The organism is Nocardioides sp. S5 (assembly GCF_017310035.1).
GTDB lineage: Bacteria > Actinomycetota > Actinomycetes > Propionibacteriales > Nocardioidaceae > Nocardioides.
The window spans coordinates 2,510,016-2,534,018 of sequence record NZ_CP022296.1; the positions used below are offsets into that span (position 1 = coordinate 2,510,016).

The following is a 24,003-nucleotide window of genomic DNA, read 5'->3' on the forward strand; positions in this document are numbered from 1 at the left end:
CACCGCGCTGATGCTCAGCCATGTCGAAGGCACGCCTGGTCATCACCGCTGTCGTGGTCGAGAAAAGAACAGTCGACGAGGTCACCGCCGCGTACGGGGTGTCCCGTTCCTGGCTCTACGAACTGCTGGCCCGTTACCGAGACGAGGGCGAGGCCGCCTTCGAACCCCGCTCCAAGGCCCCGAAGACCTCACCGCGAGCCACCCCGCCCGCGACTGTCGACCTGGTCCTCACCCTGCGCAAACAACTCCTCGAGGCCGGCCACGACGCCGGCGCCGACACCATCGCCTGGCACCTGGCCCAGCACCACGACGTACAGCTCTCACGTGCCACGATCCACCGCATCCTGACCCGCCACGACGCCGTCACCCCCGAACCGAGGAAACGACCCCGGTCGTCCTACATCCGGTTCCAGGCCGCGATGCCCAACGAGTGCTGGCAGTCCGACTTCACCCACTACCCCCTCACCGACACCGCGACGTTCCCCAAAGGTGTCGAGATCATCACCTGGCTCGACGACTGCACCCGCTACGCACTCCACGTGTCCGCCCACCGGGCGATCACCACCACGATCGTGACGGCCACCTTCCGCAAAGCCGCAGGTCAGCACGGCATCCCCGCATCCACGCTGACCGACAACGGCATGGTCTACACCGTCCGCCTGGCCAGCATCGGACACCGCGGCGGCCGCAACGGATTCGAGCACCAGCTCCGCGACTGGCACGTCATCCAGAAGAACTCCCGGCCCAACCACCCCACCACCTGCGGGAAAGTGGAGAGGTTCCAGCAGACGATGAAGAACTGGCTACGCGCCCAACCCGCACAGCCCGCCACCATCGACGAGCTACAGGCCCTGCTGGACCGGTTCCGCCGCGAGTACAACACCACCCGGCCCCACCGCTCGCTACCACACAAGGCCACCCCCGCAGCGCTCTACGACACCATCCCCAAAGCCGTCCCCGGCCCCAGCCGCGACACCGACACCCACGACCGCATCCGACACGACATCGTCGACAAGTCCGGCACCGTCACCCTGCGCATCGCCGGCCAACTGCGCCACATCGGCGTCGGACGAACCCACACCCGAACCCACGTCATCCTGCTCATCCAGGACCTACAGGTGCGCGTCATCAACGCCATCACCGGCGAACTCCTCCGCGAGCTCACCATCGACCCCGACCACGACTACCAACGCAGAACCCCGAAATGAAGAACACCCGAACCCACGTTTCCGTGGGTTCGGGTGTCCGTGATGTCTTGCGACATCACATTGGTCGGGCTGACAGGATTTGAACCTGCGACCCCCTGGAGGGATCAGGCCCTCTTTTTCAAGGCCTCTGACTCCGGAGTTCTTGCGGGTTCCCTCGTGATTTCAAGGGCTTGTGCGACTTGCTGGTCCAGATTACATGGGATCATCTCGGGACGTTTGGCGATGGTTTCTGGAGAGTAAGTGGAGACTTGTCGAGTCCCGCGCGGCACTCGTCGGGGCGCCGGACGCGAGGATCTGCGCTTCCACGATCGGCGGCACGGGCGCTCTCACCAAGGTCGTTCGCCACGGGAGCCACGCTCGCCGAGCCGATGGCGCCGGTCATTCCACCTGCCAAGCGGCGATGCGCTAGCAGCAGGCCGCATCGGACCGGCTCGCTGAGCTGGGTTGTCTTGACGAACGGCAACTCATGCGACACCATCGCCACATGACGATGACAAAGGCACCCAGCGGTCAATCGCTGCGCAACGAGGCAGCAGTCAACGGGCTCGCTGCGGCAGCGTGTCTCTTCCACGGGTTCAGCGACCCGTCCCGGATCGCGATCCTGCGCCATCTCGCGTCGGGCGAGCACCGGGTGGTGGACCTGACCGCGCACCTCGGGTTGGCCCAGTCGACGGTCTCCAAGCATCTCGCGTGCTTGCGCGACTGCGGCTTGGTCACGTCCCGGCCCGAGGGCCGCGCCACCGTGTACACGCTCAACCACGCGGAGGTCCTGACGGACCTGTGGGTCGCTGCCGAACGGCTTCTCGCCGCCACAGGTGAGGCGGTGACGCTCTGCCCGAACTACGGCACCGCCAGCCTTCTCTCCCCCGACGACACCAAGGACGTCCGATGAGCTCGCCCGACACCGCCCGCTCCCGCGCAGCAGACCTCTCTCCCGATGACCGCAGCCGTCTGGGCCGTCGGGCGCAGCTGCTGGCCGGGGCGTCGGTGGCCTACAACGGGATCGAGGCCGTTGTCGCCATCGCGGCGGGGCTCGTTGCGGGATCGGTCGCGCTCGTTGGGTTCGGTCTGGACTCGATCGTCGAGGTCTCCAGCGGGCTCATCATCTTGTGGCAGTTCCGCCACCGCCTGCCCGAGTCCCGCGAACAACAGGCGCTGCGTCTGATGGCGCTGTCGTTCTTCGCGCTCGCCGCCTACGTCACCTTCGAGTCAGTCCGTGCGCTGCTCAGCGACCACGATCCCGACACCTCGACAGTCGGCATCGCGTTGGCTGCGGCGTCGCTGGTCATCATGCCGTTCCTGTCTTGGGCCCAGCGGCGCACCGGCAGGGCACTCGGCTCCAACTCGGTGGTCGCGGACTCCACGCAGACGCTGCTGTGCACCTACCTGTCGGCCGTGCTGCTCGTCGGGCTGGTCCTCAACGCCACGCTCGGTTGGTCCTGGGCCGACCCCGTCGCCGGCCTCATCATCGCCGCGGTCGCGGCGAAGGAGGGCCGCGAGGCGTGGCGTGGGGAGAACTGTGGCTGCGGGCCCGTCGGCCTCGGCGCAGACGACGCCGCCGACGGTTGCTGCAGCGGTGGGACCTGCACCGACGGCTGCTGCACGCCCACTGACCAGACGACGTCTGCTGTCGAGGTGTTCCAGATCGACCGGCGGCGCTGATGTCGCGACCCACGAACCACCTTCCCGGGCCTGCTGCGCTGACCGACGCAGAGACCGAGCGGCTCACGCGTCGCGGGCTCCGGCTGGCGCAGTTCACGGTCGCCTACAACGTCGTCGAAGGTGCGGTGGCCATCACCGTCGGCCTGATGGCGGGCCTCGTCTCCCTGGTCGGCTTCGGGTTGGACTCCGGCATCGAGTCCGCTGCCTCGGTCCTGGTGGGATTGCGGCTCGCGGCACGTCTACGCCACGGTGAAGCTGACGAGGCCAAGGAGCGACGGACCCTGAAGGCCGTCGCGGTCACGTTCTTCGTGCTGGCCGCGTACGTCGTGTTCGAGGGCATCCGGTCGCTGCTCGAGGGTGAGCCGCCGGAGAACTCGATGGTCGGCATCGTGCTGCTCGCCGCGTCGGTGGTGGTGATGCCGCTGCTCGCGCGGGCCAAGCGCCGCGTCGGAGAACAGCTCGGCGGAGACCCGCTCATCCTGGCCGACGCCGCAGAGACCCGCATCTGCGTCCTGCTCAGCATTTCCACGCTCATCGGGCTGGGCCTGTACGCCCTCACCGGCGCCGCATGGCTGGACCCGGTGGCCGGGTTCGTCATCGCCGCGTTTGCCATCCACGAGGGTCGCGAGGCGTGGGAAGGCGAACTCGTCGAGGACGACGACGAGCAGGACGAGAATGATGACTGAGCTGGACAACGACGCGGTCGCCGTGGCCGCACTGGCCGTCTACGCGCTCTACCTGGGCGTCGGGTTCGGGCTGCGCACCTGGGTGCAGTGGCGCCGCACCGGCGACACCGGCTGGCGAGGCATCTCCGGCCGCTTCGGCTCCCCCGAGTGGTGGGCTGGAGTCCTGTTCACCGTCGCGCTCGTAGCCGGCGTACTCGGGCCCATCACCGCACTCCTCGGACTCGAGCCGGTCGCGGTCCTTGACGGAGCGACCACCCATTTGATGGGCGCCGCCCTGGCGTTCGCCGGCGTGCTTGCCACCTTCGCCACCCAGCTCGCAATGGGCACCAGCTGGCGTATCGGCGTTGACGACACCGAGATCACCGAGCTCGTCACTACTGGCCCGTTCGCGCTGGCTCGCAACCCCATCTTCACCGCCATGGCCACCACCGGGCTCGGCTTGGGGCTCATGGTCCCCAACCTGGTGGCAATGCTCGGGTTCGTCCTGCTCGTCGTGGCACTGCAGCTGCAGGTGCGAGTCGTCGAGGAGCCCTACCTCCTGCGCACCCACGCCACAAGCTACGAGTCGTACGCGGCCTCCGTGGGCCGGTTCCTACCCGGACTTGGACGTCTGACGAAGCCTCGGGCCTGCGACTGAACAGTGTTCCCATGCTCGTGATCGAGCATGCGTCGTGACCGGTAGAGCCGCGGACCGGTGGCCTTTCGAGCGTGCCTCTCAGGCGCCGAACAGCAGGAACAGGCCCATGAAGGTGTAGAGCACCATCGCGAGGAGCAGTGGGAGCTGACCCGTGACCTGGTGTTTCTTGGGCAGGACCTCCAACGCACGGTCGTGGGCCGCGATCACCCCGAGCACGTGTCCGGCCACGATGGCCAGGACCTTGGTCGTGGCAAGGAAGGTCGGGTGCTGGGCGAGCCAGTAGTTCACCTCCCAGTCAGCCGTACCGAACAGGTCTGCTCCGACCCCCATCGGGTCGCTCAGCTGGATCAGCGTCAGCTGCCCGGTCTGGATGAAGAAGCTGAGGTAGTGGGCGACCATGTAGCCGACGATGATCGGGACGACGGAGTGCGCCAGACGGCGAGGCAGCTGCCTGCGGTCGACGCCACCCACACCGGTGGCCATGGAAGCGGCAGCGAACGTCACGCCGACGATGGCGACAGCGACCAGGAGCCCGATCGTCCCCCACACGGTCGAGCTGATGTTGCTGCCCTGTAGGAAACGGATCCATGTCGCGGTGTCTCGCCAGCTGTCGTACGCGGTGCTCCCGAGCAACACCGCAACGACGGCGACGAGCCCGCCCTCAGCGGGGATGCGGGACAGGTGCCGCAGCGGACTGACCCACACCAGGTGGCCGCGGGCGTCCCGTCCCCAAGGGGACAGGTGGGCCAGCAGCGTGGAGTAGACCTCGAACGGGTCGGCCCGTTCGAGCCAGCGATCGCCGTAGACAGCGCTGCCGACCACCATCACCGCCACGTAGATGGCGATGGACAGCCTGAGCGGGCCCAGGTACGTCGAGTCCGGAGAGACCAGCTCGAGCCACACGAAGGCGAACAGCCCGATGGCTGCGGGCCAGTAGCCGAGACGTGCCGGGTAGTCCCGGAGCCCGCGCGAGGGTGGTTGGCCCGTTGCCCTGGACACCAGCAGGTGAAGCGTCCGGACAGGGCTCACGGCCCGATAGAACCGACCGAACAACAACGACGCAGGCACCAGGCCCACCCACAGCCAGACGTAGACCACACCGAAGATCGGGTTGATGAGGGTGTCGGGCCCGAAGAGCGTGGGCCACAGCATGAAGCAGAAGAAGAGCAGCCCGAGCGCACGCAGCAGGAGCGACCAACCGGCAGTGTCGAAGATCCGCACCAGCACGATCGGCACTCGGCGGTCTGGGCCGCCGGCGAAGCGCGGTGTCCGCCAAGCGAGCAGGAGGACGACGAAGGACAGGGTCAGCGCCGCGGTGCCGGCGGCGATGGCCATCGGGGCCGGGATCGGCAGGTCGGAACCGCCGCCCAGACCGTGCATGGGCAGGATGAACTGGTTCATTCAGCGTGCCTCGATCAGGGCGACCACAGCACTGGTGTCGTGCTCCTCGACCTCGACGCTGCCCGGAGTCTCGATCACCAGCTGTGCGCTGGTCCGTCCGGCGTCGAACTCGACGTACTGCTCCGGCGTCGAGTGGACGTGCAGCTCCCCGGCACGGTCGGACTGGATCTCGATCATGAGCTTCTCCCCCGTCTCCAGCTCGATCTCCTGCGCGTTCGGCTGGACGTTCGGGCCATCGATCCTCACGAGCAGCTCGGGTGCGGCCGGCGTGGGCTCCTCTTCCGCCGTCGCCGTGTCACTCGGCGTGGGGGTTGGGGTGATCGACGGCGTGGCGGACGAGGTCGGCTCAGTGGTCGGCTCACTGGTTGGCTCGCTGCTGGAGCACGCAGCGAGGACGGTCGTGGCAGCGACGAGTGCCGCAAGGGTCTTCGTGGAACGGACGAGTGTGGACATAGCAAATCTCCTGGATCGTGACGGGGCAGGGCACGCCTACGGACGCCGCTCCGCGGCGTACGTGCGCAAGAAGTCGTGGGTCAGATCGCAGTCAACGGAGGCCCGCGTCGCCCGAGGCCACCGGCGAGGGGGTTGCGCAGCCGACTCGGCCGCTGGGCGCCGACGCTCCATGGGCCCACTTCGGGCTCCACCACGGCCGCACAGTCACTCCGGACAGTGACCCGGAGAAGTGCATGGGCCACGGACCAGCCCACTAGCACCAGTACGGTCCAGAGCGCGCGTTCGCCCTGCGCGAGCCACCACGCGACGACGCCCGCCGCCGCCAGGTGAGCGAGGGCCATTGCGGCGTTGGGGCCGGTGAGGTCACTGACGACGTGGGTGAACCAGTGAGGTGCGACGAGGTCGCCGCCGGCATCCGGCTCGACACGGACCTCCGTCAACTCCCGGAGTGACCCGCTGCGACCTGCGCCGACGTCTGTCGATGGCATCGACTGCACCAAGGCCGGGCCACGAGAAGGATGGCCTCCGCCGTGACCCGCAGAAGCAGTGAGCACCAGATGGGTGGCGAACTGTCCCCCACCGACCAGGACCACGAGGCGGAGCAAGTCCGCCGGGCGACCCATCGACGCGATGCAGATCGAGCCCAGCGCCAGCACGATCGCGGTCATCCAGGCCGCAGGCGGGAGATTTCCCCCGCCCGCGACGTGAGCCGCGACTCCGAGGCCGCCAGCCACGACAGCCGTCACCGCTCCCCGTGCTGCCCGCAGGACGGGACTGACGAGGAGGTCGTTCACGGACCGATCCTCTCGCACTGGCTTGTCGACTCGTAGGTGGGTGGCCGCGGACCAGGACGGCTTCCCGCCCTTGTTACTATCTCGAATAGTAGACCCCGTGGAAGGTGACAGACGTGCGCAAGCAAAGCCAGGCGGCCCTGACCGTCGCCGCGGTCGTGGTGATCGCGATCGTCGGTGTGTTCGTGGTGAACCAGGTGCGAGGAGGCGACGAGCCGGCATCCGCTGAGGTCTCACGCGCGATCGCCGACGGAGCGATCGTTCGGGACGACAGCCACGTGCTGGGAGAGGAGGGCTCCAGCGACGTGACCTTCGTCGAGTTCCTCGACTTCGAGTGCGAGGCGTGCGGCGCCGCTTACCCCATCGTGGAAGACCTTCGGGAGAAGTACGCCGGCGAGGTCACCTTCGTGATCCGGTACTTCCCGCTCCCCGGGCACGTCAACTCTGGTGCGGCCGCGCGCGCGGTGGAGTCGGCCGCGCGCCAGGGCGAGCTCGAGGCGATGTACAGCAAGATGTACGAGACCCAGGCAGAGTGGGGCGAGTCGCAGGAGCCGAAGGACGAGCTGTTCAGGACGTACGCCGAGGACCTGGGTCTCGACATGGACCAGTACGACGCCGACGTCGCTTCCGAGGACGTCGCCGACCGGGTCGCCCGCGACGTGGCTGATGGTGAGTCGCTGGGTGTGTCAGGAACTCCGACGTTCTTCGTCGACGGCGAGCTCTTCCAGCCGCGCACCGTCGAGGACTTCACCGCGGTGATCGATGAGGCCCTGGCCGAGTGAGCAGTGACCGTCGCCTGGCCTGGGGGCTGACCGCTGGCGGGGTCGTCGGCTTCATCGCTGCTGCGGTGCTCCTCGTCGAACGCATCAGGCTCGCACAGGACAGCGACTACGTGCCCACCTGCAGCCTCAACCCCGTGCTGAGCTGCGGGTCGGTGATGGAGACCGCGCAGGCGTCGTTGCTGGGATTTCCCAACCCGATCATCGGCGTCGCCGCGTTCCCGGTCGTCGTGACCACCGGGGTGGCCGTCCTGGCCGGCGCCCGGCTGGCACGCTGGTACTGGCTCGGGCTCCAGGTCGGCGTCACCGCAGCGTTGGCGTTCGTGGCCTGGTTGGCGTTCCAGAGCATCTACCGCATCGGTGCCTTGTGCCCCTACTGCATGGTCGTGTGGGCGGTCGTGATCCCGATGTTCTGGTACGTCACTCTGCGCAACCTGGCTGGCGGAGCGTTCGGCGAGAAGCTGCGGCGCAGCCGCGCGTCCGTGGTGTCGGCGGAATGGCACGCGCCGATCCTTCTCGTGCCATTCCTCGTCCTGCTCGGGTTGGTCGGCGAGCGGTTCTGGTCCTACTGGTCCACGCTCCTGTGAGGGTGCGAGCGTGATCGGCGGCGCCCAGGGCGCGATACTCGACGGCTCGATGCTCATCGCGTTGCCGATCGCCTTCACCGCGGGACTGCTGTCGTTCTTCACACCCTGCTCGCTGCCGTTGGTACCGGGCTACCTGTCCTACGTCGCAGGCATGGCCGGCAGCGAGTCGCAGGTCACCCGCGAGCTCGGTGGTGGCGCGCCGAGCGGTCGCTCTCGCACGGTGCTCGGCGCAGCGCTGTTCGTGCTCGGTTTCGCTGTCGTCTTCACCAGCTACGGCGTGGCTTTCGGATCGCTCGGCGCCCGGCTCCTGGTCCATCAGGAGCTGGTCGTGCGCTTCGCTGGAGTGCTGACCATCGCCCTGGGAATTCTCTTCGCCGGCGTCGCCGGGCGACTCCCCGTCCTGGGTAGCACTGTGCGCGTGCGGATCGTCCCTCGTGTCGGGCTCGCCGGCGCGCCGCTGCTGGGCGCCGTCTTCGCCGTCGGCTGGACGCCGTGCATCGGGCCTGCGCTCGCAGCGGTGCTCACCCTCGCCACCACGACGGCGACTGCCGGGCGCGGAGCGCTCCTGTCACTTGGTTACGCAATCGGGCTCGGCCTCCCTTTCCTGCTCGCGGCGATGTCGCTCACGCGTTCCATGCGGGTCTTCGCTTGGGTCCGTGAGCGCTCGGCGCTCATCACTCGTGGGGGCGGGGTCCTCCTCGTCGTCGTGGGACTTCTGCAGGCGACGGGGCTGTGGTCGCAGGGAATCGCTGCCATGCAGGTGCTCGTCCTCGGTTGGCAGGCCCCGCTGTGAACACTCGTCCACGCAGGAGCCTCTTCTTCATCTCGACGGTCGTCGTGACCGGCATCGTCTGCTGGGTCGTGTTCGCGCAGTCCATGGCGGCAGATCAGACTTCCCCGAGCCGTTCCTCAGGCGCTCGCGACGTAGTGCAGCAGTACGAAACGGGCGAGCGGACCACCGTCGGGTCCTTCGATGCCGAACTGCTCGACGGCTCTCGCCTGAGCAGCGACAGCCTGCGCGGGACAGTGACGGTCGTCAACGTCTGGGGGTCGTGGTGCGGTCCGTGCCGGGCCGAGGCTCCAGAGCTCGTCGAGGCGGCCCGGAAGCTCGGTCCCAGCGCTGCCTTCTACGGGATCAACGTGCGGGACAGTCCTGACGCCGCCCGAGCGTTCGAGCGAGCCTTCGACATCCCTTATCCCAGCATCCATCCTGATGACAGCGCCACCGCCATCCTGGCGTTCGGGGGCGTGCTGACTGCGGCTGCGGTGCCGAGCACGGTGGTGATCGACGCCGAGGGCACCGTCGCGGCTCGGGTGATCGGGCAGATCGACGCCGCCACGCTCATCGGCCTCGTGGAAGACGCGCAGTGAGGGCGACTCGGACTGGAGCGCCGAGCCGGAGGGATTGTCAGTCGTGCGCAGCTACGTCGGCAACTGTGCAGCAATCCATCGTGGCGGCCTCCACTGCGGGGGCGAGCGCAAGCCCGAGCGGCAGCGCGAGCACCAGCGCCACGGCAGTCCCTGCCAGCGCACCAAGCCCTCTGACGGGAGACCCGGCCGGCGAGGTGAGTCGTCGTACGCGCGCCAGAGCAGCGGTGTCGCTTGCGGCGAGAGCTGCCTCCGGACGGGCGCCCGTTCCCAGTGCCACGATGGCAGCGGCGAGCGAACGACGGTCGGCTGGACTGATGGCGGCGTCGTCTGCTGCCATCTCGAGGAGCACGGCGGTCTGCTCGTGCGCATCCCCGAAGAGCGGGACCCACGGGAAGGTCTTGGCCAGCGCCCCCGAGTAGGCCAGCGCCAGGTCGTGTCGCGCTCGTAGGTGACGACGCTCGTGGCCCAGGACCAGCTCGCGCTCACGATCGCCCAGGAGGGCGATCGCCGCCGAAGACAGCACCACAGTCCCTTCCCCACTGCCCGGCAGGCAGTAGGCGACGGGAACCTCGTGCTCGATCACGGTGAAGCCACCCGGATCGCGCCGACCGATGAGAGCCAGTGCATCGAGCTGTGATCGACGCACCCTGCGTGTCCGCGCGAAGCTGCGGACCGTCGTGGTGACGAGCATCGCCGTGAGGCACGCGACCATGGCGAGGCCCAGGACGCCGGGCCAGCTACCGAGAGGCGTCTCGTAGTGCTCGACGATCGTGAGCGTGTGGGCGCCCATGAGGTAGGCCAACGAGAACCTCAGCGGAAGGAACGGGAGCGCCAGGGCTATCGCGGCCAGCAGGATGGACGCCACCACCGACGTCGACAGTGCTTGCCAGCCGATGACTGCCACCCGGGGAGAGCGTGCTGCCCATGATCGACTCAACAGCCACCGTCCGAGCGAGGACGCGAGACACGCGAAGGCGACCAGCAGGAGTGCGGCGGTCACGTCGCGTCGTCCACTCGCTCCGATAACGCCGACAACAGGTCTGCGGCCTCGTCGCGGTCCATCTTCCCGACCAGGTGGAGGAGGGCGGCAGTGCGGTCCTGACTGTCGGCGAGAACTTCGTGCAGGACGGCCGCGGTGTGCTCGTCCCGCGAGGAGGCAGGTGAGTAGAGGTAGGCCTTGCCGTGCTTCTGCCGCGTCACGAGGCCCTTCGAGTGAAGGTTGTCCATGACGGTCATCACCGTGGTGTACGCGAGCTCACGCTCTTCTGTGAGCGTCTCTCGCATCTCTCTCACGGACACGGGATTCCCCACTCTCCACAGGTGCTGCATCACCATGGCTTCGAGCTGACCCAGCTGCCTCACCTGCGTTGCCCCTTCTCCCGATCCTTGCTACGAGCTTCCATCGTAGGAGGCAGGCGTCTGTGTGTCAGGTCCGCCTGGGCCAGCTGGCCCAGGTAGGTGTTGTACGCCGTCAGCTCCTTGTCGCCTCCTCGCTCCTCCTGGCGGTCGTAGCGTCGGCGCTCACGACGATCGGCTCTCACCCAACCTGCGATCAGGGCGACAGCCATGATGAGGATCGGGTACTCCCCCATCACCCAGCCGATCGAAGCGCCGACGTACTGGTCGTCGAGCAGCGACCGACCCCACGGTCGGCCGAGGGCCTCGAACCAGCCAGCTGCCAGCACCGTGGAGCTCGACATCAGGCTGACGGCGAAAAGAGCATGGAAGCCGAACGTGACCAAGATGAGGAGCACGCGGAGTGGATACGGCGTACGTCGGGGTGCAGGGTCGGAGCCGACCACGCTCTCGGCGAAGAGGTAGCCGGTGAGCAGGAAGTGCACGGTCATCACCACGTGCGCTGTGTGGGACTCCAGCGACGTCTCGAAGGCCGAGGTGTAGTAGAACGCCACCATGGAGACGACGAACATCCCTGCAGCCACGACGGGGTGCCCGAGCACGTGAACAGGTAGGGAGCGGCTCACGCTCACCACCCACTCCCGCGGTCCCCTCGATCCGTCACCGCGGCGCGCCAGCGACCGCAACGCGAGCGTGATCGGTGTCCCCAGAACCAGGAAGACCGGAACCGCGGTCGCAACGGTCATGTGCTGGACCATGTGCATGCTGAACAGCACGCGGCCGTACGTCCCCGGCGCACCGTTGGTGGCCCACAGGAAGAGCAAGCACCCGACCAGCCACGACGCGGTGCGCAACCACGACCACGTATCCCCTCGCCGTCGCAGGCGTCGGGCAGCCAGCAGGTACCAGGCGATCGCGGCGACCCCGAGCGGGAGGAAGAGCGCGTCGACGTTCCACGCGGTGATCCATTGCGAGGCATCGAGCGGCACGGGCAGCGGCCTCCCCAACAGGGACTCGGCTGCGGTGAGGGGGCGCGGCGGCTCCTGCGGAACAGGTGGGGCCGTGCGGGCGAGCGCGACGCCCAGTCCGGCTGCGCCCGCCAGGACTGCCAGCTCGACGCCGGCGAGTCGCCAGAATGCGAGGTCCGCGCCGCGTGCCACGGCGTCGAAGGTGCGGCGACGGTGCCACCAGCCGGCCGCCGCCAGCATCGTGACAGCGGCGAGCTTTGCCCCGAGGATCACCCCGTAGGAGGACAGCAATGATGCCGCCGACGGCAGGCGTAGCCACGCTCCGAAGGCTCCCGAGATCGTCACGATGCCCAGGCACCATCCGGCCAGACTCGAGTAGCGGCGCACCGAGTCGAGCAGCGAGTCGTCCAGCAGTCGCCGCACCAGCACCAGCGCGACGAGCCCGCCGAGCCAGACGCTGGTGCCGACGAGGTGGAAGAACTGGAGGTTGACGGCTTCGTCGTGGTTGAGGCTGCTGGCTGCGTGCCCGGTCAGGGCCATCGGCCAGAGGGCCATGAGACCCATGAACGCGGCGATGCCCGCGCCCCCGATCCGACGGACCAGGGTGCATGCCACCGCCACCGCACCGGCCGCGCCGACGCCCCAGAGTCCGTAGCGACCGAGCTCGAACTCCAAGGCGAAGAAAGCGGCCTGGCTGGCGAATCCGGGCACCCCGATGGCGCTTCCGGCGGAATCGGAGTAGACCAGCGCCAGCAGGACGAGCCCCGACACGGACCACGTCGTGGCCGCCAGCTGCGCGCATCCCACCAGGCGCAGCTGCGCCGGCCCAAGGCGCGATTTCGTGTCGCCGTCAGAGGGCGGTACGCACACGGCAGCGACGACCAGCACCCCCACCGTCACCATGGCAGCCAGGTCACGGATCGCCTGGACCACGGGCAAGCCCACGCGGGTGAGAGCACCCGGATCAGGCAGGCCCTCGATGCCGAGCGGCGACAGCCCGCCCGACAGACCCGCGGCGACGAGCGCCATCATCACCGTCATGACAGGCGCAATCACCAGCCAAGGCACCCCGGCCCGGCGCGCCCATCTCATTCGGCCGGGTTGCGGCGCGCCAACCGCATGACGGTCCAGACAGAAAGGGCCAAGAGCACCAGCACCCCGCCGCCGAGCACCGCAAGCGGCCAAGAGTCCCCACGATCCCGGGCAGGAGTCGGCGTCGCATCCGTCTCGACGTCCGAAGTGGTCGCGCCACGGCGTGGGTCCTTGGGCTGCGGGTCCTCGGGCTGCAGGCCGCCACCGGCCCGTAGGACGAAGTCGACCGCTCCTACCACCGGGTGACCGTCGGCGGAGACGACCCGGAAGGTCGTTCTCCACCTGGTCGCCGAACGGGCGTTCGGCCGCAACGACCTCGGAAGGAGTGCCACGAGGGTGCTGGGGGTTGCCCCGCCGCGGAGCTCGAGAGTCACGATCGCCCCGTCGCTGGCGCGCAGGTTGACCGTGCTGAGCCTCGCGTCCATCTCCTCCGAGAACTGCAGCCGCACCTCGCGTGGGACCTCATCGAGCACGGCCCCGTCCGACGGGACCGAATCGACTAGATCGGTGTGCGCGTTCGCCGGCAACATCACCAGTCCTGCGGAGGAACCGGCGAGGGTGAACGCAGCGATCAGGATGGCGAGGGCCCTTCTGACGGGGCTCACCAGTTCGCCCTCGACACCAGGTAGAGCACGACGCCCGTGCCGATCGCGGCAATCAGACCGAGGATGATGGTGGAGATCGCATTGCCGTCCATGGGTCACACTCCTGCGTACGAGTGGAGGCCGGGGATCCAGAGGTTGACCCCGAAGAAGTTGAAGAGGAAGGCGAGGAACCCGGCGATCGCGAGAAGGCCGGCCCGACGTCGCCACCCGACGGTCGAGAGTGCGTGCAGGTGCGCGGCATAGAAGACCCACGTGATGAATGCCCACGTCTCCTTCGGGTCCCAGCCCCAGTAGCGCCCCCAGGCGTTCTCGGCCCACACTGCACCAGCGATGACGGCGAACGTCCAGATGGGAAACGCAACGAGGTGGACCGTGTGGGCGAGTGCCCCGAAGTGGTCCTCCTGGTCGTTCCCGCCGCGGCGTTGGCGGACGAGCTGGGCGACGGTCGCCAACGCGCCGACGGTGAACAGGGCTCCTGCTGCGATGGCCGCCGCGACATGGACCACGAGCCACCGTGAGTTCAGGACCGGCACCAGGTCGTCGACCGGGGTGTAGAGCGAGGTGACCGACACCCCCAGGAGCACCAGCACGAGCGCGACCGTCCACGGCGCGAGACCTCCAACAGGCCGTCGGCGGCTGTAGATCAGGAAGGCCACTGCGACCGCTGCGGACCCTGTCAGTCCGAACTCGTACATGTTCCCCCACGGGGCTCTGGCTGCCGCCACCCCGCGCGCCACGACTGCCAGGCACACAAGGATCGTGCCGAGCACCACTCCGGCCTGACCGGCTCCAGCCAGTCGGGTCGAGCCGTGCGTCGGCGCCGACCGCAGCACCGGTGCGTCTCTGGGTCCTTCGAGGGCAGGGACCGGGACGGACAGGGGCGCCGTCCGGGTCCGGGTGCGAGACAGGGCCGCCGCGAGGGCCAACACGACGAGGGCGAGCGAGAAGACCGCCAGAGCCGACGTCACGAATGCATCAGAGAGTGCCGCTGCGTCGAATGACGTCATTCTTCCTCCTTGTGTTGGCGGGCATCTGCGGGCGACAGGCCGATCGCAGATGCCAGGGCGTGGAGCTCAACGGGCGGCACTGGCCGTCGAGAGAGCGACCGTGCGGCGAGTTCGACAGTCCCGTCGTCGTTGCGTCGGACCCAGATCCGTCGGCGAGGCACAGCGAGCGACGCCGTCAGACCGAGCATCAGCAGGATCGCCGCGACCAGCGAAACCTCCTTGCCCGGGTCGCGAGCCACCTGGAAGTTGGCGAAGCGCGACAAACCGTCGAAGGTCACGGAGCCGAGCCCGTCGGGCAGCTGCACCGTCTCCCCCGGAGCCAGCCTCACCCGCCACGGCTTCCCCTCTCCATCACGCACCTGTTCGAGGTCGGTGAAGTCCAGCTCGTAGACCGATTGCGTGGTCCCGTCATCCAGACCGAGGTCGCCGGTGAAGGCCATCAGCTGGACGATCGGATTGACCTGGTCCGGGAACGCGGAGACGCCCATGCCGTCTGGCCCCTCGACCGCCGTGGGAAGGAAGAGGCCCTGCAGCGCCAGCGGGGCCGGGCGGGCGTCGGGCACCTTCACCACACCGTCGGAGGTGAACGCTTGGTCCACGGGCAGGAAGATGGTGGGCCCCGAGGCTGCGACGTCCCCGTTGCCGTCCCGCACGGTCAGCTCAGGCGCATAGCCGTGACCGGTCAGGAAGAACTTCGTGCCGTTGATTTCGAGGGGCCGGTTCGGGCGAACCGTGAAGGTGCCGTTCTCCTCGTCGCCCTCGTAGGAGACCGCCGCCTCGAACGAGCGCGGCTCGCCGAACCGGGCGCCCTCAGTCTCGAACTCCGCCTCGAAGTCATCGAGAGTCACCTCCAGCGGTTCGAGCCCGTTCACGTCCGCCCATGGCGCGGGCGTCAGGGCGTCGTACGAGGAGGCGACATTGGCGAACGTGGTGCCTTCGACAAGTGCGACGCGACCTTCGTAGCCGAAGAGCTTGCCGCCGGCCACACCGAAGAGCAGCACCAGCAACGAGAGGTGGAACGCGAGGTTGCCGAGCTCGCGCGAGCGCCCCTTCTCGGCTCGCACCTCGTGGCCTGTGCTGGTGACCCTGAACCTGCGGGCACGCAGGTAGGCAGCCGCAGCGTTCAGCGGGTCGGTCGTTGCCGCGACCTCACCACGTCGATGACCCGTCTCGCGTGACAGGCGTCGCGGAGCCGAAGGCGGTGCGGCTCTGTAGTCACGCCACAGCTGGGCGCACCTCGGCACCACGCAGCCAGTCATGGAGACCAGTAGCAGCACGTAGACCGCCGCGAACCACGGAGCGCTGTAGACGTTGAACAGGGACAGGCGATCCAGCCAAGGGGACAGGTCGGGGTGCTGGCGGTAGAAGTTCGCCACCGCCGCGGGGTCGCTCGCGACACCTCTCTGCGGCAGGAGAGAGCCCGGAACCGCAGTGAGGGCCAGCAGCACCAACAGCACGATGGCTGTCCGCATCGAGGTAAGTCGGCGCCACGCCCAGCGCGCCCAGCCCGCAAGCTCGGTGGGACGCGGTCGAACGGGGGACGCGGGATCGCTGATCGCAGACCCGGAGGCGTCCTCCGACTCAAGCGCGTGGTCCTGCTGTGCGACGTCCATCGACTACATACTATCGTGCATAGTAGAGACGCCTGACGCTCGGCCTGGCCCGTCCACGGCAGGCGGACGGCCAGGCGCCCAGCGCAGGTTGTCGCCGGCGACGCACGCAGGATCCGGGTCGTCCCGACGTCTACTATTCTGCCTAGTACGTCTTGGGAGCGCCCGCGCACGCCGCGGCGGGCGGACAGCAAGACCCGTCGAAGGAGCCGCCTTGCGTCGTCGAAGGCTTGTGGATCGGAACGAGAACGACAGCACAGCGCCGGTGTACGCCGAGCGGCTCAGAGTTCCGACCCGCTGGTGGGCGCTGGGATCGCTCCTGGTCGCCAGTTTCTGGCTCGCGATGGCGGTCGCCGTCCCGGAGACGCTCGCGTGGTCGGTGACAGGGCTGCTCTTCCTCCTTCTCATCGCCTTGTTGGGCTCATTCGGAGCACCACAGATCGTGGTCACGGACGAGTGGCTCTACGCCGGTCGAGCTCGTATCCGACGGTCGTTCCTCGGGCCTGCGACATCACTGAGTGCGCCTCAGATGCGGCTAGCAGCAGGACGCGACGCCAATGCCCGCGCCTATCTGCTGCTCAGGCCGTACATCGCCACCGGGGTCCGCATCACCATCGACGATCCCACGGACCCCGCGCCGTACTGGCTCCTCAGCTCTCGTCGAGCCACGGAACTGGCCGCGGCGCTCAGCGCCGGGCGCTCCCCGTTACCCTGAACCAGAAGGCCGCTCCCGCACGAGCGAGGCCGCATGTGTCCGCACGGCGCCCCTCGAGGAGAGAGACGTGAGCAGCAGCAAGCAGCGGAAGGCCCGCCAGAGGGCAGAACACGCGCAGTGGGAACGCGACCAGCTTCAGCTGGCCCAGCGCCGCCGTCGCAATGTGCTGCTCATGGCCGCAGCAGCGGTGCTCACCCTGACGCTCGCCGTCGTAGCGGCAGTCATCTCCACCGGTCGCGACGCTCCGCCGCAGACGGTCGGGGAATCCGCCAGTGAGCCGGCGAAGCTGATCCCGGAAGAAGCGGCTCGCGAGGCCCAGGCCGCCGAAGTCAACCAGGCGATCGAAGCCGGTGACGCCATAGCCGAGGACTACACCGTCCCAGCCGGCACCCCGGTCCGCAGCGAGCTGAAGCCACCGCCCGACGATCGCCCGGTGGCGTGTGCGGGAAGAGCACCGGCGAATGCGCGGGCCACCCGCCCCCGCTATCCCGGTGGTCCCGCGAAGGTGCTTCGCGAGGGGATCGACTACGTCGCACGAGTCGAGACCTCCTGCGGCCCGATCACCATCGACCTGTTGGAGAAGCACGCCCCTGTCGCGGTCAACTCGTTCGTCTTCCTTGCCCGGGAGGGCTTCTACGACGGCCTCCTCTTCTTCCGTGACTTCGGAGGGGTCACAGCTGCGCAGGCGGGCAGCGGTGACAACACGGTCGGATGGGACATCGGCTACCGGCTGCCGGACGAGCTCGCCTTCGCGAAGCGCAGGGGTTACCCCGTCGGAACGGTGACCACCACGAGCGAAGGCCCCTACACCGCGGGGAGCGACTTCTACATCGCCTACGGCGAAGCGTTCGACGCCGGCTTCGAGACCCAGCGGACCCAGACCGTGCTCGGGCGCGTGCAGAGCGGAATGGGTGTCATCGACACCCTCACCTCGCTGGACCGGGTTGGGATGGGCGGCGAGGACTACGCGGAACGATTGTTCATCGAGTCGGTCATTATCGAGGAGCGCTGACCTCAGAAGGTCGTCACGTGGACGTGGTCGTAGTGGTTGGCGGTCACTGAACCGCGGTCCTCCATCCCCCGCCAGCCTTCGGCCGAGCGCTGCACGGACCAGATGTTCCTTGCGTGGATCGCATAGCTCACACCAAGCGCCGAACTGTTCGCACGGATGAACTCCGCAACTTCCCACCCCCGGGCACCCGACACCATGATGTCGACGGCGATGCCTTGCGCGTGCTCGCCGTCGCTCCGCAGGGTGCCGTACGTCGTGATCTCCGGGAAGTTGGAGCACACCGCTTGATGGACCGCTCGGATGTTCGAGCTCACGCCGGCCGGCACCGAGGTGCCGTTGTCACATCGTCCGCTCAGTCCGCGCTCCGGTGAAGGCTTCTCCACGCTGAGGTATCCGGCCGTCACCCAACGCGCCTTCCCGTCGACCACGACTTCCTGGCGCCCCCCGAACTCACGGCCGGTCAGCAAGACCTTGAACGATGCGTCCAGCAGGCCGACCTGCTGCGCCTTCTCGCCTGGCGCGGTCCAGAGGTTGAGATCCGCGGTCGTCCACTGAGTGGTGTCTGCCGACTCGACTGCTCGCCTGATCGCCGCTGGGCGCATCATCTTCGCAGCCGGGGTCAGCGTGGCTGCGTTCGCGGGACTGGCGGCTGCCCCAGCGGCGGGACGCGCGGGCCGGCGCTCGCTTCGCGACACGAGAGGGTCGCGCGTCAAGGCCGTAGCTTCGCGCGGTGATTCTGTCGCCGAGACCTGTGGCGACGGTGCGTCTGTCGCCGCAACGTCAGGCGCCGGCACCGGGACGTTCTGCACCCCGAGTCCGACCACCACGCCAGTCGCGACGATCGCGACGGGGCCAGCAACGAAAGCCGCACGCGGAAGCGATCGCTCCCGCCGCCGCGCGTGCTTGGCCGTCCGTCGAGAGCGCGCCACTCCGCCTCCTGTTGGTTCGCATGTTGCCATGGGTGTCGACGATGGACCTGACGATCTGAGCGCTCCCCCGAAGCACACTCGCCGAGGTCCTACTATCGGCCATAGTATGGACGACAGGTCGGCCGGGCCAACTCGCTGGAAGCAAACTGATTGCGTATATGCGTGTCTTTGCAGATATGGTGGCTCTCATGGATAAGCGGAGCGAGCGCATGGAGATGCCGACGGACGATCAGGTCGACCTCGCGGTCGAGGCGTTCAGGATGCTGGCCGATCGCAAGCGCATCAGGATCCTGTGGGCCCTGTTGCACGGTGAGTCATCCGTGAACGAGCTGGCTGAGCGCGTGGGCGCGAGCTCCTCCGCAGTCAGCCAGCACCTCGCAAAGTTGCGCCTGGCGGGCTTGGTGCAGGTGAGGCGGGAAGGAACCTTCGCCTACTACACGGCGGCCGACGAGCACGTGCACCGGCTGCTGGACGAGGCGTTGTTCCACGCCGACCACGCAGATCATTCCGAACAGGTGGCATTGGTGCACCGACTCCACGACGACAAGCAGAACAGGAAGGGCAGCTGATGGGCGCCGGGCATGGACACGGGACGGGCCACGCCGGTGCGCGACACCGGTGGCGCCTGGTGGTCGCCTTCGGCCTCGTCGGGTCGTTCTTCGCCGTGGAGCTCGCGGTCGGTCTGATCTCCGGATCGTTGGCGCTCATCTCTGACGCCGGACACATGGCCGCCGACGTGGTAGCGCTGGGAGCGGCGCTCGCTGCGACAAAGCTCGCGGCCCGTCCCGACCGGTCGGGACGGCGCAGCTACGGCTCGTACCGCGCCGAGATCTTCGCCTCGGGTTTCACCGTGCTCATCATGCTCGGCGTGTCGGCGTACGTCGTAGTCGAAGCGTTGGCGCGCCTGGGACAGGACGTGGAGGTCCAGGCAGGCCCCGTCCTGGTGGTCGGGGCCATCGGTCTGCTCATCAACGTGGTGTCCATCGTGCTGCTGCGCGGCGGCGCCGACGAGTCGCTCAACATCAAGGGGGCGTACTACGAGGTGGTGGCAGATGCCGCCGGCAGCGTCGGCGTCATCACCGCAGGCATCCTCGTCGCGGCTACCGGGCGAGGCTGGTGGGACACTCTCGTGGCCTTGGCGATCGGAGTCTTCGTCGCCGTCCGTGCCGTCGTGCTGGGCCGGGAGGTGCTCGCCGTCCTGGGTCAGCACGTCCCGCAGGGCATGGAGCTGGACCAGATCGTCCAGGACCTGGAGTCCACCCGAGGTGTGGTCGACGTGCACGACCTCCACGTCTGGACACTCACCTCGGGAATGTACGTCGCTACTGCCCATCTCGTGGTGGCCGACACCGAGTCGGCCCAGGCCGTGCTGGAAGAGGCTCGAGGCGTGATGCGTGTGAAGCACCAGATCGAGCACGCGACCCTCCAGGTCGAGTCTCGTGCGTCGAAGGCGTGCGACGAGGCGACTTGGTGACATTGCGAGGCGAGCGATCGCGCCGGGCGACGAAACGAGCGGCGCTCCTGGTCGCAGCGGTTGTCGTCGGCGCGGTGGTTCTGGCGGCCCCGGCCTTCCAGTCCCCGGAGGTGGTGGACGACGGCTCGGCGGGGGTCCCCCCAGCCGAGGACGAGACACCACGTGGCGACCGCTCACCGGACCACGACTGGGCACCGGACGACCCCAGGGGTCGCCCGGCGGTACCTCCTGCGCCTCGGCTCCCCCGCGCGTACCGCTTCATCTCTGCGCCCGACTTCCTCAACCAGGACGTAGCGGACCTGACCGACCGGGGTGGCCGACCAGTGCCCGACCCGACCTCAGGCCGCGTCGCCAACTCGACCAGTGCGTCCTACGAGGACGCCCTGCTCAAGATGCTCGACGAGATGCGATCCCAGGGTGCGCGCGACGTCCTCGTGGCAGGTGACCTCGTGGAGGGTCGATGGGGTCGCGACGACTCCGGCGCCGGCGTCTTCGGCCCGATCGAGACGCCGTCCCAGCGGTTCAACGCCGCGCGCGCGGCAGCGGACGTGTACTACCGGTCGTGGGCCCGACGTCTCGCTCGACACGGGCTGACGCCCTTTCCGGCGCTAGGTGACCACGAGATCGGGGACAATCCATGGGTCAAGAGGGGCGACGAGTGGATCGACTTCAAGCTCGACCACGTGGACGAGCTCAAAAAGCTGTACTCCGATCACTTGCTCCGGACACGTGATGGCGCCTGGCGATGGCCCGACCGTCCGAGCTCAGGGCAGGCTCGACGGACGGCCTATGCGACCCGCCTGGACCCCAACCTGCTGCTCGTCACCATCGATCCGTTCACACGCTCGAAGGACGACGTCCGGATGCGAGTCGATGCGGCACAGCTGCGATGGTTGCGGCAGGTGCTGCGAGGGGCGCGGGAGGCACGAGTTCCTTGGGTCGTCGTCCAGGGCCACACCCCGATCACGGGGCCGGTCCGTCACCGCAACTCGAGCCGGCTCCGCTACGAGCGCGGGACGAGCTCCCCGCTGTGGAAGGCGATGGTCGATGGCGGCGTCGACGTCTATCTCTGCGGCGAGGTCCATGACCAGTCGGTCAACATCCGGGACGGCATCATGCAGGTAGCGCACGGCTCCCTGTTCTACCGCGGAGAGGCGTCGTACATCCTGGGCCAGGCCACTCGTCGCCAGCTGGTGCTCGAGAACCACCAGTTCCGCGGCCAGATGGACTTCACCGACCGGCTCTGGACGACGTCGCGGCTCGGCGCTCCCGCCGCCGTGAGCTACCGGTTCCCCTCCATCGTCACCGGGACATTGAGCGCCCGGCGAACGCCAGATGGTGGCCTTGCCGTGCAGGGGACGGCTGGCATCCTCGATCCAGTCGGGTGACTCACCGCAACGCGACTGCGAACGCCTCGGCGGCGAATCTCAGCAGACCTGACGCCGCTTGCGCCGCCTCCGGCACCGATCCCTGGCACCAACGGATGTTCGGGTCAGGTTCCAGCCGTGCAGGCTCACTCCCCCGCCATCGGTTGCGTCCGGGTCTCCTCCGAGGAGCGGTCGATCCCCGCAACCCGGTCTGGCTGACCACCCAGCACGCACCCGCCCCAGCGGCGAGCGGCGGACCTGAGGCGGACCTCAGCGGTCGCTGCGGACCCTGGAGAGCGTCGCGAGGGCTTCGTCTCGCTGCCACGGCGACAGTCCCGGGTCGGTGGCCAGTCCCCGCCGCAGGTGCGTACGTGCGGCGCCGGTCATCCCGAGGGCGGCCTCGATGGTGCCGCGGTGGATCCAGAACCTGGCTTCGGGCGTGCCGAGGCGCGTGGCCGCACGCGCGATCGGGAGCGCTTGAGCGTCACGACCGGCGCGGTGCAGAGCCCACGCGTACGCATCAGCGACGTGGACACTCGTGCGCCGCGAATACTCTGCCTGGGCCTGAATGAGTGCTTGCTCGACGGACCCGTGGTCTGACTCGAAGATCGCAGTCTCCAGGTCACTCCCCACACCGCTGGCGTCGAGGAGGTCGATCGTCGCCCGGACCACGTCGTACTGCGCCTCAGCCTCCTCCGTTCGGCCCAAGTGATCGAGGAGCTCCCCCAGCTCGGTGATGTATTCAGGCAGCGGCTGTCGGGCAGTGACGGCCTGCCACGTCTCGACCGCTCCGTCAAGGTCCCCGCGCGCTGTCTGCAGGCGCGCAGTGGAGACGAGCGACAGGAGGAGCTTCGGCGCTACTTGCTGCGCGGTCTCGAGGTCACGTCCCGCACCTTCAAGACGCCCTTGCTTGCGCAGGATGTCGGCGCGCAGGGTGAGCAGGTACCCGCGGTCCGCACCGCCACCGTTCGCTGCTGCGTCGCGCAGGATGTCGCCGGCCCGGTCGAGCTCGCCCCGAAGCTCGTACGCGTAGGCGTAGCGAGCTGCGATTGCGGTGCTCGGCCGACGCCGATCGGCGATCCTGAGCGCCCGTAGCTGGTCGTCGTACCTGCCGAGTTCGGTGAGCGTGTCAATGCGGATCGCGAGGCTGCCCACGTCGTACGGATTGATGCCGAGCGCCTCCTCCGCGCTCGCGAGTGCCGCATCGAAGTCGTGCTTGGCCGACTCGATCGCCGCGCGGGCAGCCAAGGCAGTGAAGTTCTCGTCGGGCTCGATGCTGAACGACCGCGAGGCGGCTTCTTCTGCCATCTCGTAGTAGGACGCCAAGCCGGTGAGGCGGGCTTGCTCGACGTAGGCGACCGCGAGGTTGGCCCAGGACGCATGATCCTTCGGCACTCGGCGCAGGGTGTCTTGGAGCGAGATGATGGCGGCCTCCAGGTCTTGTCCGGAGTCCGGCACCACGCGGGCCACGGCAGGAGCTGGCCGCTCTGCCGGTTCGTCGGACGTCGTCGCGACGCCGATCCCACCGGAGATCGCTAGGACGAGTCCGACGCCGATCGCCATCGCGGTCCTGCGCATGTGCAAGGCCTTCCCGTGGAACGTCTGAAGTCAGAAGATGTTCGGTGCGCTGTGGGGCTCGGATTGGTTGGTCCCCGACGTCAGCGGCCCCACATGAGTGCCTCTGCACACACCGCGTCGCCAACATCTCGACGTCCGCGACGACTGCCGCGAAGCCGGCAGCCGCCGCATCCGACATCGACGCTCGCGCATGCCAGGGCATGTCGTTCATGTTTCAGCCGATGGTTGTGAAAGCGGGTGGCGCCGGGGGCTCCACCACCAGACGAACATCCGCCTGCGACCGGCTTCCTGAACCGGCGAACCCTCCGGGCGTGGGGCCACATGGTTCACACGTCGAGGTCGCCACATTTCGCGAGCCACCGGGTCAAGGTACGCACTGGTGCCCACAGCCCCAGAACGGCAAACTTGATGGAATTCCAAGCGAAGACCGCCACCAGACAGTTGAGAAGGCGAGGACCGCCTCGCTCAACGAGCGTGGCGCAGATGCTCATGGCGAAGAGGTAGGTCGGAATCGCGACCACGGCAACGGGGACTGCCCACCTCGTGCCGCCCGGGGTGCGGAGCCAGTCGACGAGACGGTTGGTGGGCATGTGCGAACGCAGGTAGCTGCGCACGCAAGCGCTGGCGTTCCACAGCAGTGCAAGCATGGAGGCCTCCCTCGCGAGACGGTTTCACCGCACCTTGCACACCAGATTCGAAGGGACGGGCGCGGGCG

The 24,003-nt window shown here is 68.2% G+C and carries 26 protein-coding genes; 14 read left to right on the forward strand and 12 right to left on the reverse strand.

What is annotated here, in order from left to right:
- The first annotated feature begins 20 nt into the window (after positions 1-20).
- The 5 genes from CFI00_RS12385 to CFI00_RS12405 all read left to right on the forward strand — a co-directional run bounded on the left by CFI00_RS12385 (position 21) and on the right by CFI00_RS12405 (position 4,193).
- Entirely contained in the window at positions 21-1,208 is a 1,188-nt protein-coding gene (locus tag CFI00_RS12385) for an IS481 family transposase (protein WP_207081460.1), read from the forward strand.
- 490 nt (positions 1,209-1,698) lie between these two features.
- The gene (locus CFI00_RS12390) at positions 1,699-2,100 is read left to right on the forward strand and encodes a metalloregulator ArsR/SmtB family transcription factor (protein ID WP_207085496.1); all 402 of its coding nucleotides are present in this window, start codon (positions 1,699-1,701) and stop codon (positions 2,098-2,100) included.
- Positions 2,097-2,870 carry a cation transporter gene (locus CFI00_RS12395; RefSeq protein WP_207081461.1) on the forward strand — a complete coding sequence of 258 codons (774 nt, stop codon included), beginning with the start codon at positions 2,097-2,099 and terminating at the stop codon, positions 2,868-2,870. Before CFI00_RS12390 ends, CFI00_RS12395 begins: the two co-directional genes overlap by 4 nt.
- Positions 2,870-3,556, forward strand: coding sequence for a cation transporter (locus CFI00_RS12400; protein WP_207081462.1), 687 nt, complete (start codon positions 2,870-2,872; stop codon positions 3,554-3,556). Before CFI00_RS12395 ends, CFI00_RS12400 begins: the two co-directional genes overlap by 1 nt.
- Entirely contained in the window at positions 3,546-4,193 is a 648-nt protein-coding gene (locus tag CFI00_RS12405; protein WP_242532360.1) for an isoprenylcysteine carboxylmethyltransferase family protein, read from the forward strand. The genes CFI00_RS12400 and CFI00_RS12405 overlap by 11 nt, the downstream gene beginning before the upstream one ends.
- Before the next feature lie 78 nt (positions 4,194-4,271).
- Here CFI00_RS12405 and CFI00_RS12410 read toward each other — a convergent pair whose 3' ends face one another.
- The 3 genes from CFI00_RS12410 to CFI00_RS12420 all read right to left on the reverse strand — a co-directional run bounded on the left by CFI00_RS12410 (position 4,272) and on the right by CFI00_RS12420 (position 6,715).
- Entirely contained in the window at positions 4,272-5,594 is a 1,323-nt protein-coding gene (locus CFI00_RS12410; protein ID WP_207081463.1) for a hypothetical protein, read from the reverse strand.
- Positions 5,595-6,047 (reverse strand): hypothetical protein, encoded by a 453-nt coding sequence (locus tag CFI00_RS12415; RefSeq protein WP_207081464.1) that lies wholly within the window; start codon positions 6,045-6,047, stop codon positions 5,595-5,597. It abuts the gene before it with no gap.
- An 80-nt stretch (positions 6,048-6,127) separates the two neighbouring features.
- Positions 6,128-6,715 (reverse strand): hypothetical protein, encoded by a 588-nt coding sequence (locus tag CFI00_RS12420; RefSeq protein ID WP_207081465.1) that lies wholly within the window; start codon positions 6,713-6,715, stop codon positions 6,128-6,130.
- A gap of 239 nt (positions 6,716-6,954) precedes the next feature.
- Here CFI00_RS12420 and CFI00_RS12425 point away from each other — a divergent pair, with 239 nt between their 5' ends.
- From CFI00_RS12425 to CFI00_RS12440, 4 genes are read left to right on the forward strand one after another with little or no spacing between them, the layout of a single operon-like run.
- The gene (locus tag CFI00_RS12425) at positions 6,955-7,620 is read left to right on the forward strand and encodes a thioredoxin domain-containing protein (protein ID WP_207081466.1); all 666 of its coding nucleotides are present in this window, start codon (positions 6,955-6,957) and stop codon (positions 7,618-7,620) included.
- Entirely contained in the window at positions 7,617-8,204 is a 588-nt protein-coding gene (locus CFI00_RS12430) for a vitamin K epoxide reductase family protein (RefSeq protein ID WP_207081467.1), read from the forward strand. The genes CFI00_RS12425 and CFI00_RS12430 overlap by 4 nt, the downstream gene beginning before the upstream one ends.
- Before the next feature lie 10 nt (positions 8,205-8,214).
- On the forward strand, positions 8,215-8,997 hold the full coding sequence (locus tag CFI00_RS12435) for a cytochrome c biogenesis protein CcdA (RefSeq protein WP_347401857.1): 783 nt from the start codon (positions 8,215-8,217) through the stop codon (positions 8,995-8,997).
- 44 nt (positions 8,998-9,041) lie between these two features.
- Entirely contained in the window at positions 9,042-9,575 is a 534-nt protein-coding gene (locus CFI00_RS12440; protein WP_207081468.1) for a TlpA disulfide reductase family protein, read from the forward strand.
- A gap of 37 nt (positions 9,576-9,612) precedes the next feature.
- Here the strand turns inward: CFI00_RS12440 and CFI00_RS12445 are convergent, their stop codons facing one another.
- From CFI00_RS12445 to CFI00_RS12470, 6 genes are all read right to left on the reverse strand, one after another.
- Positions 9,613-10,479 (reverse strand): M56 family metallopeptidase, encoded by an 867-nt coding sequence (locus CFI00_RS12445; RefSeq protein ID WP_207081469.1) that lies wholly within the window; start codon positions 10,477-10,479, stop codon positions 9,613-9,615.
- Positions 10,480-10,571: 92 nt separating this feature from the next.
- Entirely contained in the window at positions 10,572-10,937 is a 366-nt protein-coding gene (locus CFI00_RS12450; protein WP_207081470.1) for a BlaI/MecI/CopY family transcriptional regulator, read from the reverse strand.
- Entirely contained in the window at positions 10,934-12,955 is a 2,022-nt protein-coding gene (locus CFI00_RS12455) for a cytochrome c oxidase assembly protein (protein WP_207081471.1), read from the reverse strand. Before CFI00_RS12455 ends, CFI00_RS12450 begins: the two co-directional genes overlap by 4 nt.
- Before the next feature lie 32 nt (positions 12,956-12,987).
- Positions 12,988-13,596, reverse strand: coding sequence for a copper resistance CopC family protein (locus tag CFI00_RS12460; RefSeq protein WP_207081472.1), 609 nt, complete (start codon positions 13,594-13,596; stop codon positions 12,988-12,990).
- Between the two features lie 95 nt (positions 13,597-13,691).
- Positions 13,692-14,603 (reverse strand): cytochrome c biogenesis protein CcsA, encoded by a 912-nt coding sequence (ccsA, locus tag CFI00_RS12465; protein ID WP_207081473.1) that lies wholly within the window; start codon positions 14,601-14,603, stop codon positions 13,692-13,694.
- Positions 14,600-16,216 (reverse strand): cytochrome c biogenesis protein ResB, encoded by a 1,617-nt coding sequence (locus tag CFI00_RS12470; RefSeq protein ID WP_242532361.1) that lies wholly within the window; start codon positions 16,214-16,216, stop codon positions 14,600-14,602. Before CFI00_RS12470 ends, ccsA begins: the two co-directional genes overlap by 4 nt.
- Before the next feature lie 262 nt (positions 16,217-16,478).
- Between CFI00_RS12470 and CFI00_RS23615 the strand changes: the two genes are divergently transcribed.
- Positions 16,479-16,928: a DUF3093 domain-containing protein gene (locus CFI00_RS23615; RefSeq protein ID WP_242532362.1), complete on the forward strand. Its 450-nt coding sequence runs from the start codon at positions 16,479-16,481 to the stop codon at positions 16,926-16,928.
- 67 nt (positions 16,929-16,995) lie between these two features.
- Positions 16,996-17,940 carry a peptidylprolyl isomerase gene (locus tag CFI00_RS12480; protein ID WP_207081476.1) on the forward strand — a complete coding sequence of 315 codons (945 nt, stop codon included), beginning with the start codon at positions 16,996-16,998 and terminating at the stop codon, positions 17,938-17,940.
- Between the two features lie 2 nt (positions 17,941-17,942).
- Here the strand turns inward: CFI00_RS12480 and CFI00_RS12485 are convergent, their stop codons facing one another.
- A complete protein-coding gene (locus CFI00_RS12485) occupies positions 17,943-18,653 on the reverse strand; it encodes an SH3 domain-containing protein (protein ID WP_207081477.1) in 711 nt (236 codons plus the stop codon).
- A 404-nt stretch (positions 18,654-19,057) separates the two neighbouring features.
- Between CFI00_RS12485 and CFI00_RS12490 the strand changes: the two genes are divergently transcribed.
- The 3 genes from CFI00_RS12490 (at position 19,058) to CFI00_RS12500 (ending at position 21,731) form a co-directional block, all read left to right on the forward strand.
- On the forward strand, positions 19,058-19,438 hold the full coding sequence (locus tag CFI00_RS12490) for a metalloregulator ArsR/SmtB family transcription factor (protein ID WP_207081478.1): 381 nt from the start codon (positions 19,058-19,060) through the stop codon (positions 19,436-19,438).
- Complete coding sequence (locus tag CFI00_RS12495) at positions 19,438-20,343, forward strand: cation diffusion facilitator family transporter (protein ID WP_207081479.1); 906 nt, start codon at positions 19,438-19,440, stop codon at positions 20,341-20,343. The genes CFI00_RS12490 and CFI00_RS12495 overlap by 1 nt, the downstream gene beginning before the upstream one ends.
- A 323-nt stretch (positions 20,344-20,666) precedes the next feature.
- The gene (locus CFI00_RS12500) at positions 20,667-21,731 is read left to right on the forward strand and encodes a metallophosphoesterase (RefSeq protein WP_347401858.1); all 1,065 of its coding nucleotides are present in this window, start codon (positions 20,667-20,669) and stop codon (positions 21,729-21,731) included.
- A 249-nt stretch (positions 21,732-21,980) separates the two neighbouring features.
- Here CFI00_RS12500 and CFI00_RS12505 read toward each other — a convergent pair whose 3' ends face one another.
- Positions 21,981-23,288 (reverse strand): tetratricopeptide repeat protein, encoded by a 1,308-nt coding sequence (locus CFI00_RS12505; protein ID WP_207081481.1) that lies wholly within the window; start codon positions 23,286-23,288, stop codon positions 21,981-21,983.
- Between the two features lie 326 nt (positions 23,289-23,614).
- A complete protein-coding gene (locus CFI00_RS12510) occupies positions 23,615-23,935 on the reverse strand; it encodes a hypothetical protein (protein WP_207081482.1) in 321 nt (106 codons plus the stop codon).
- Positions 23,936-24,003 lie beyond the last annotated feature (68 nt).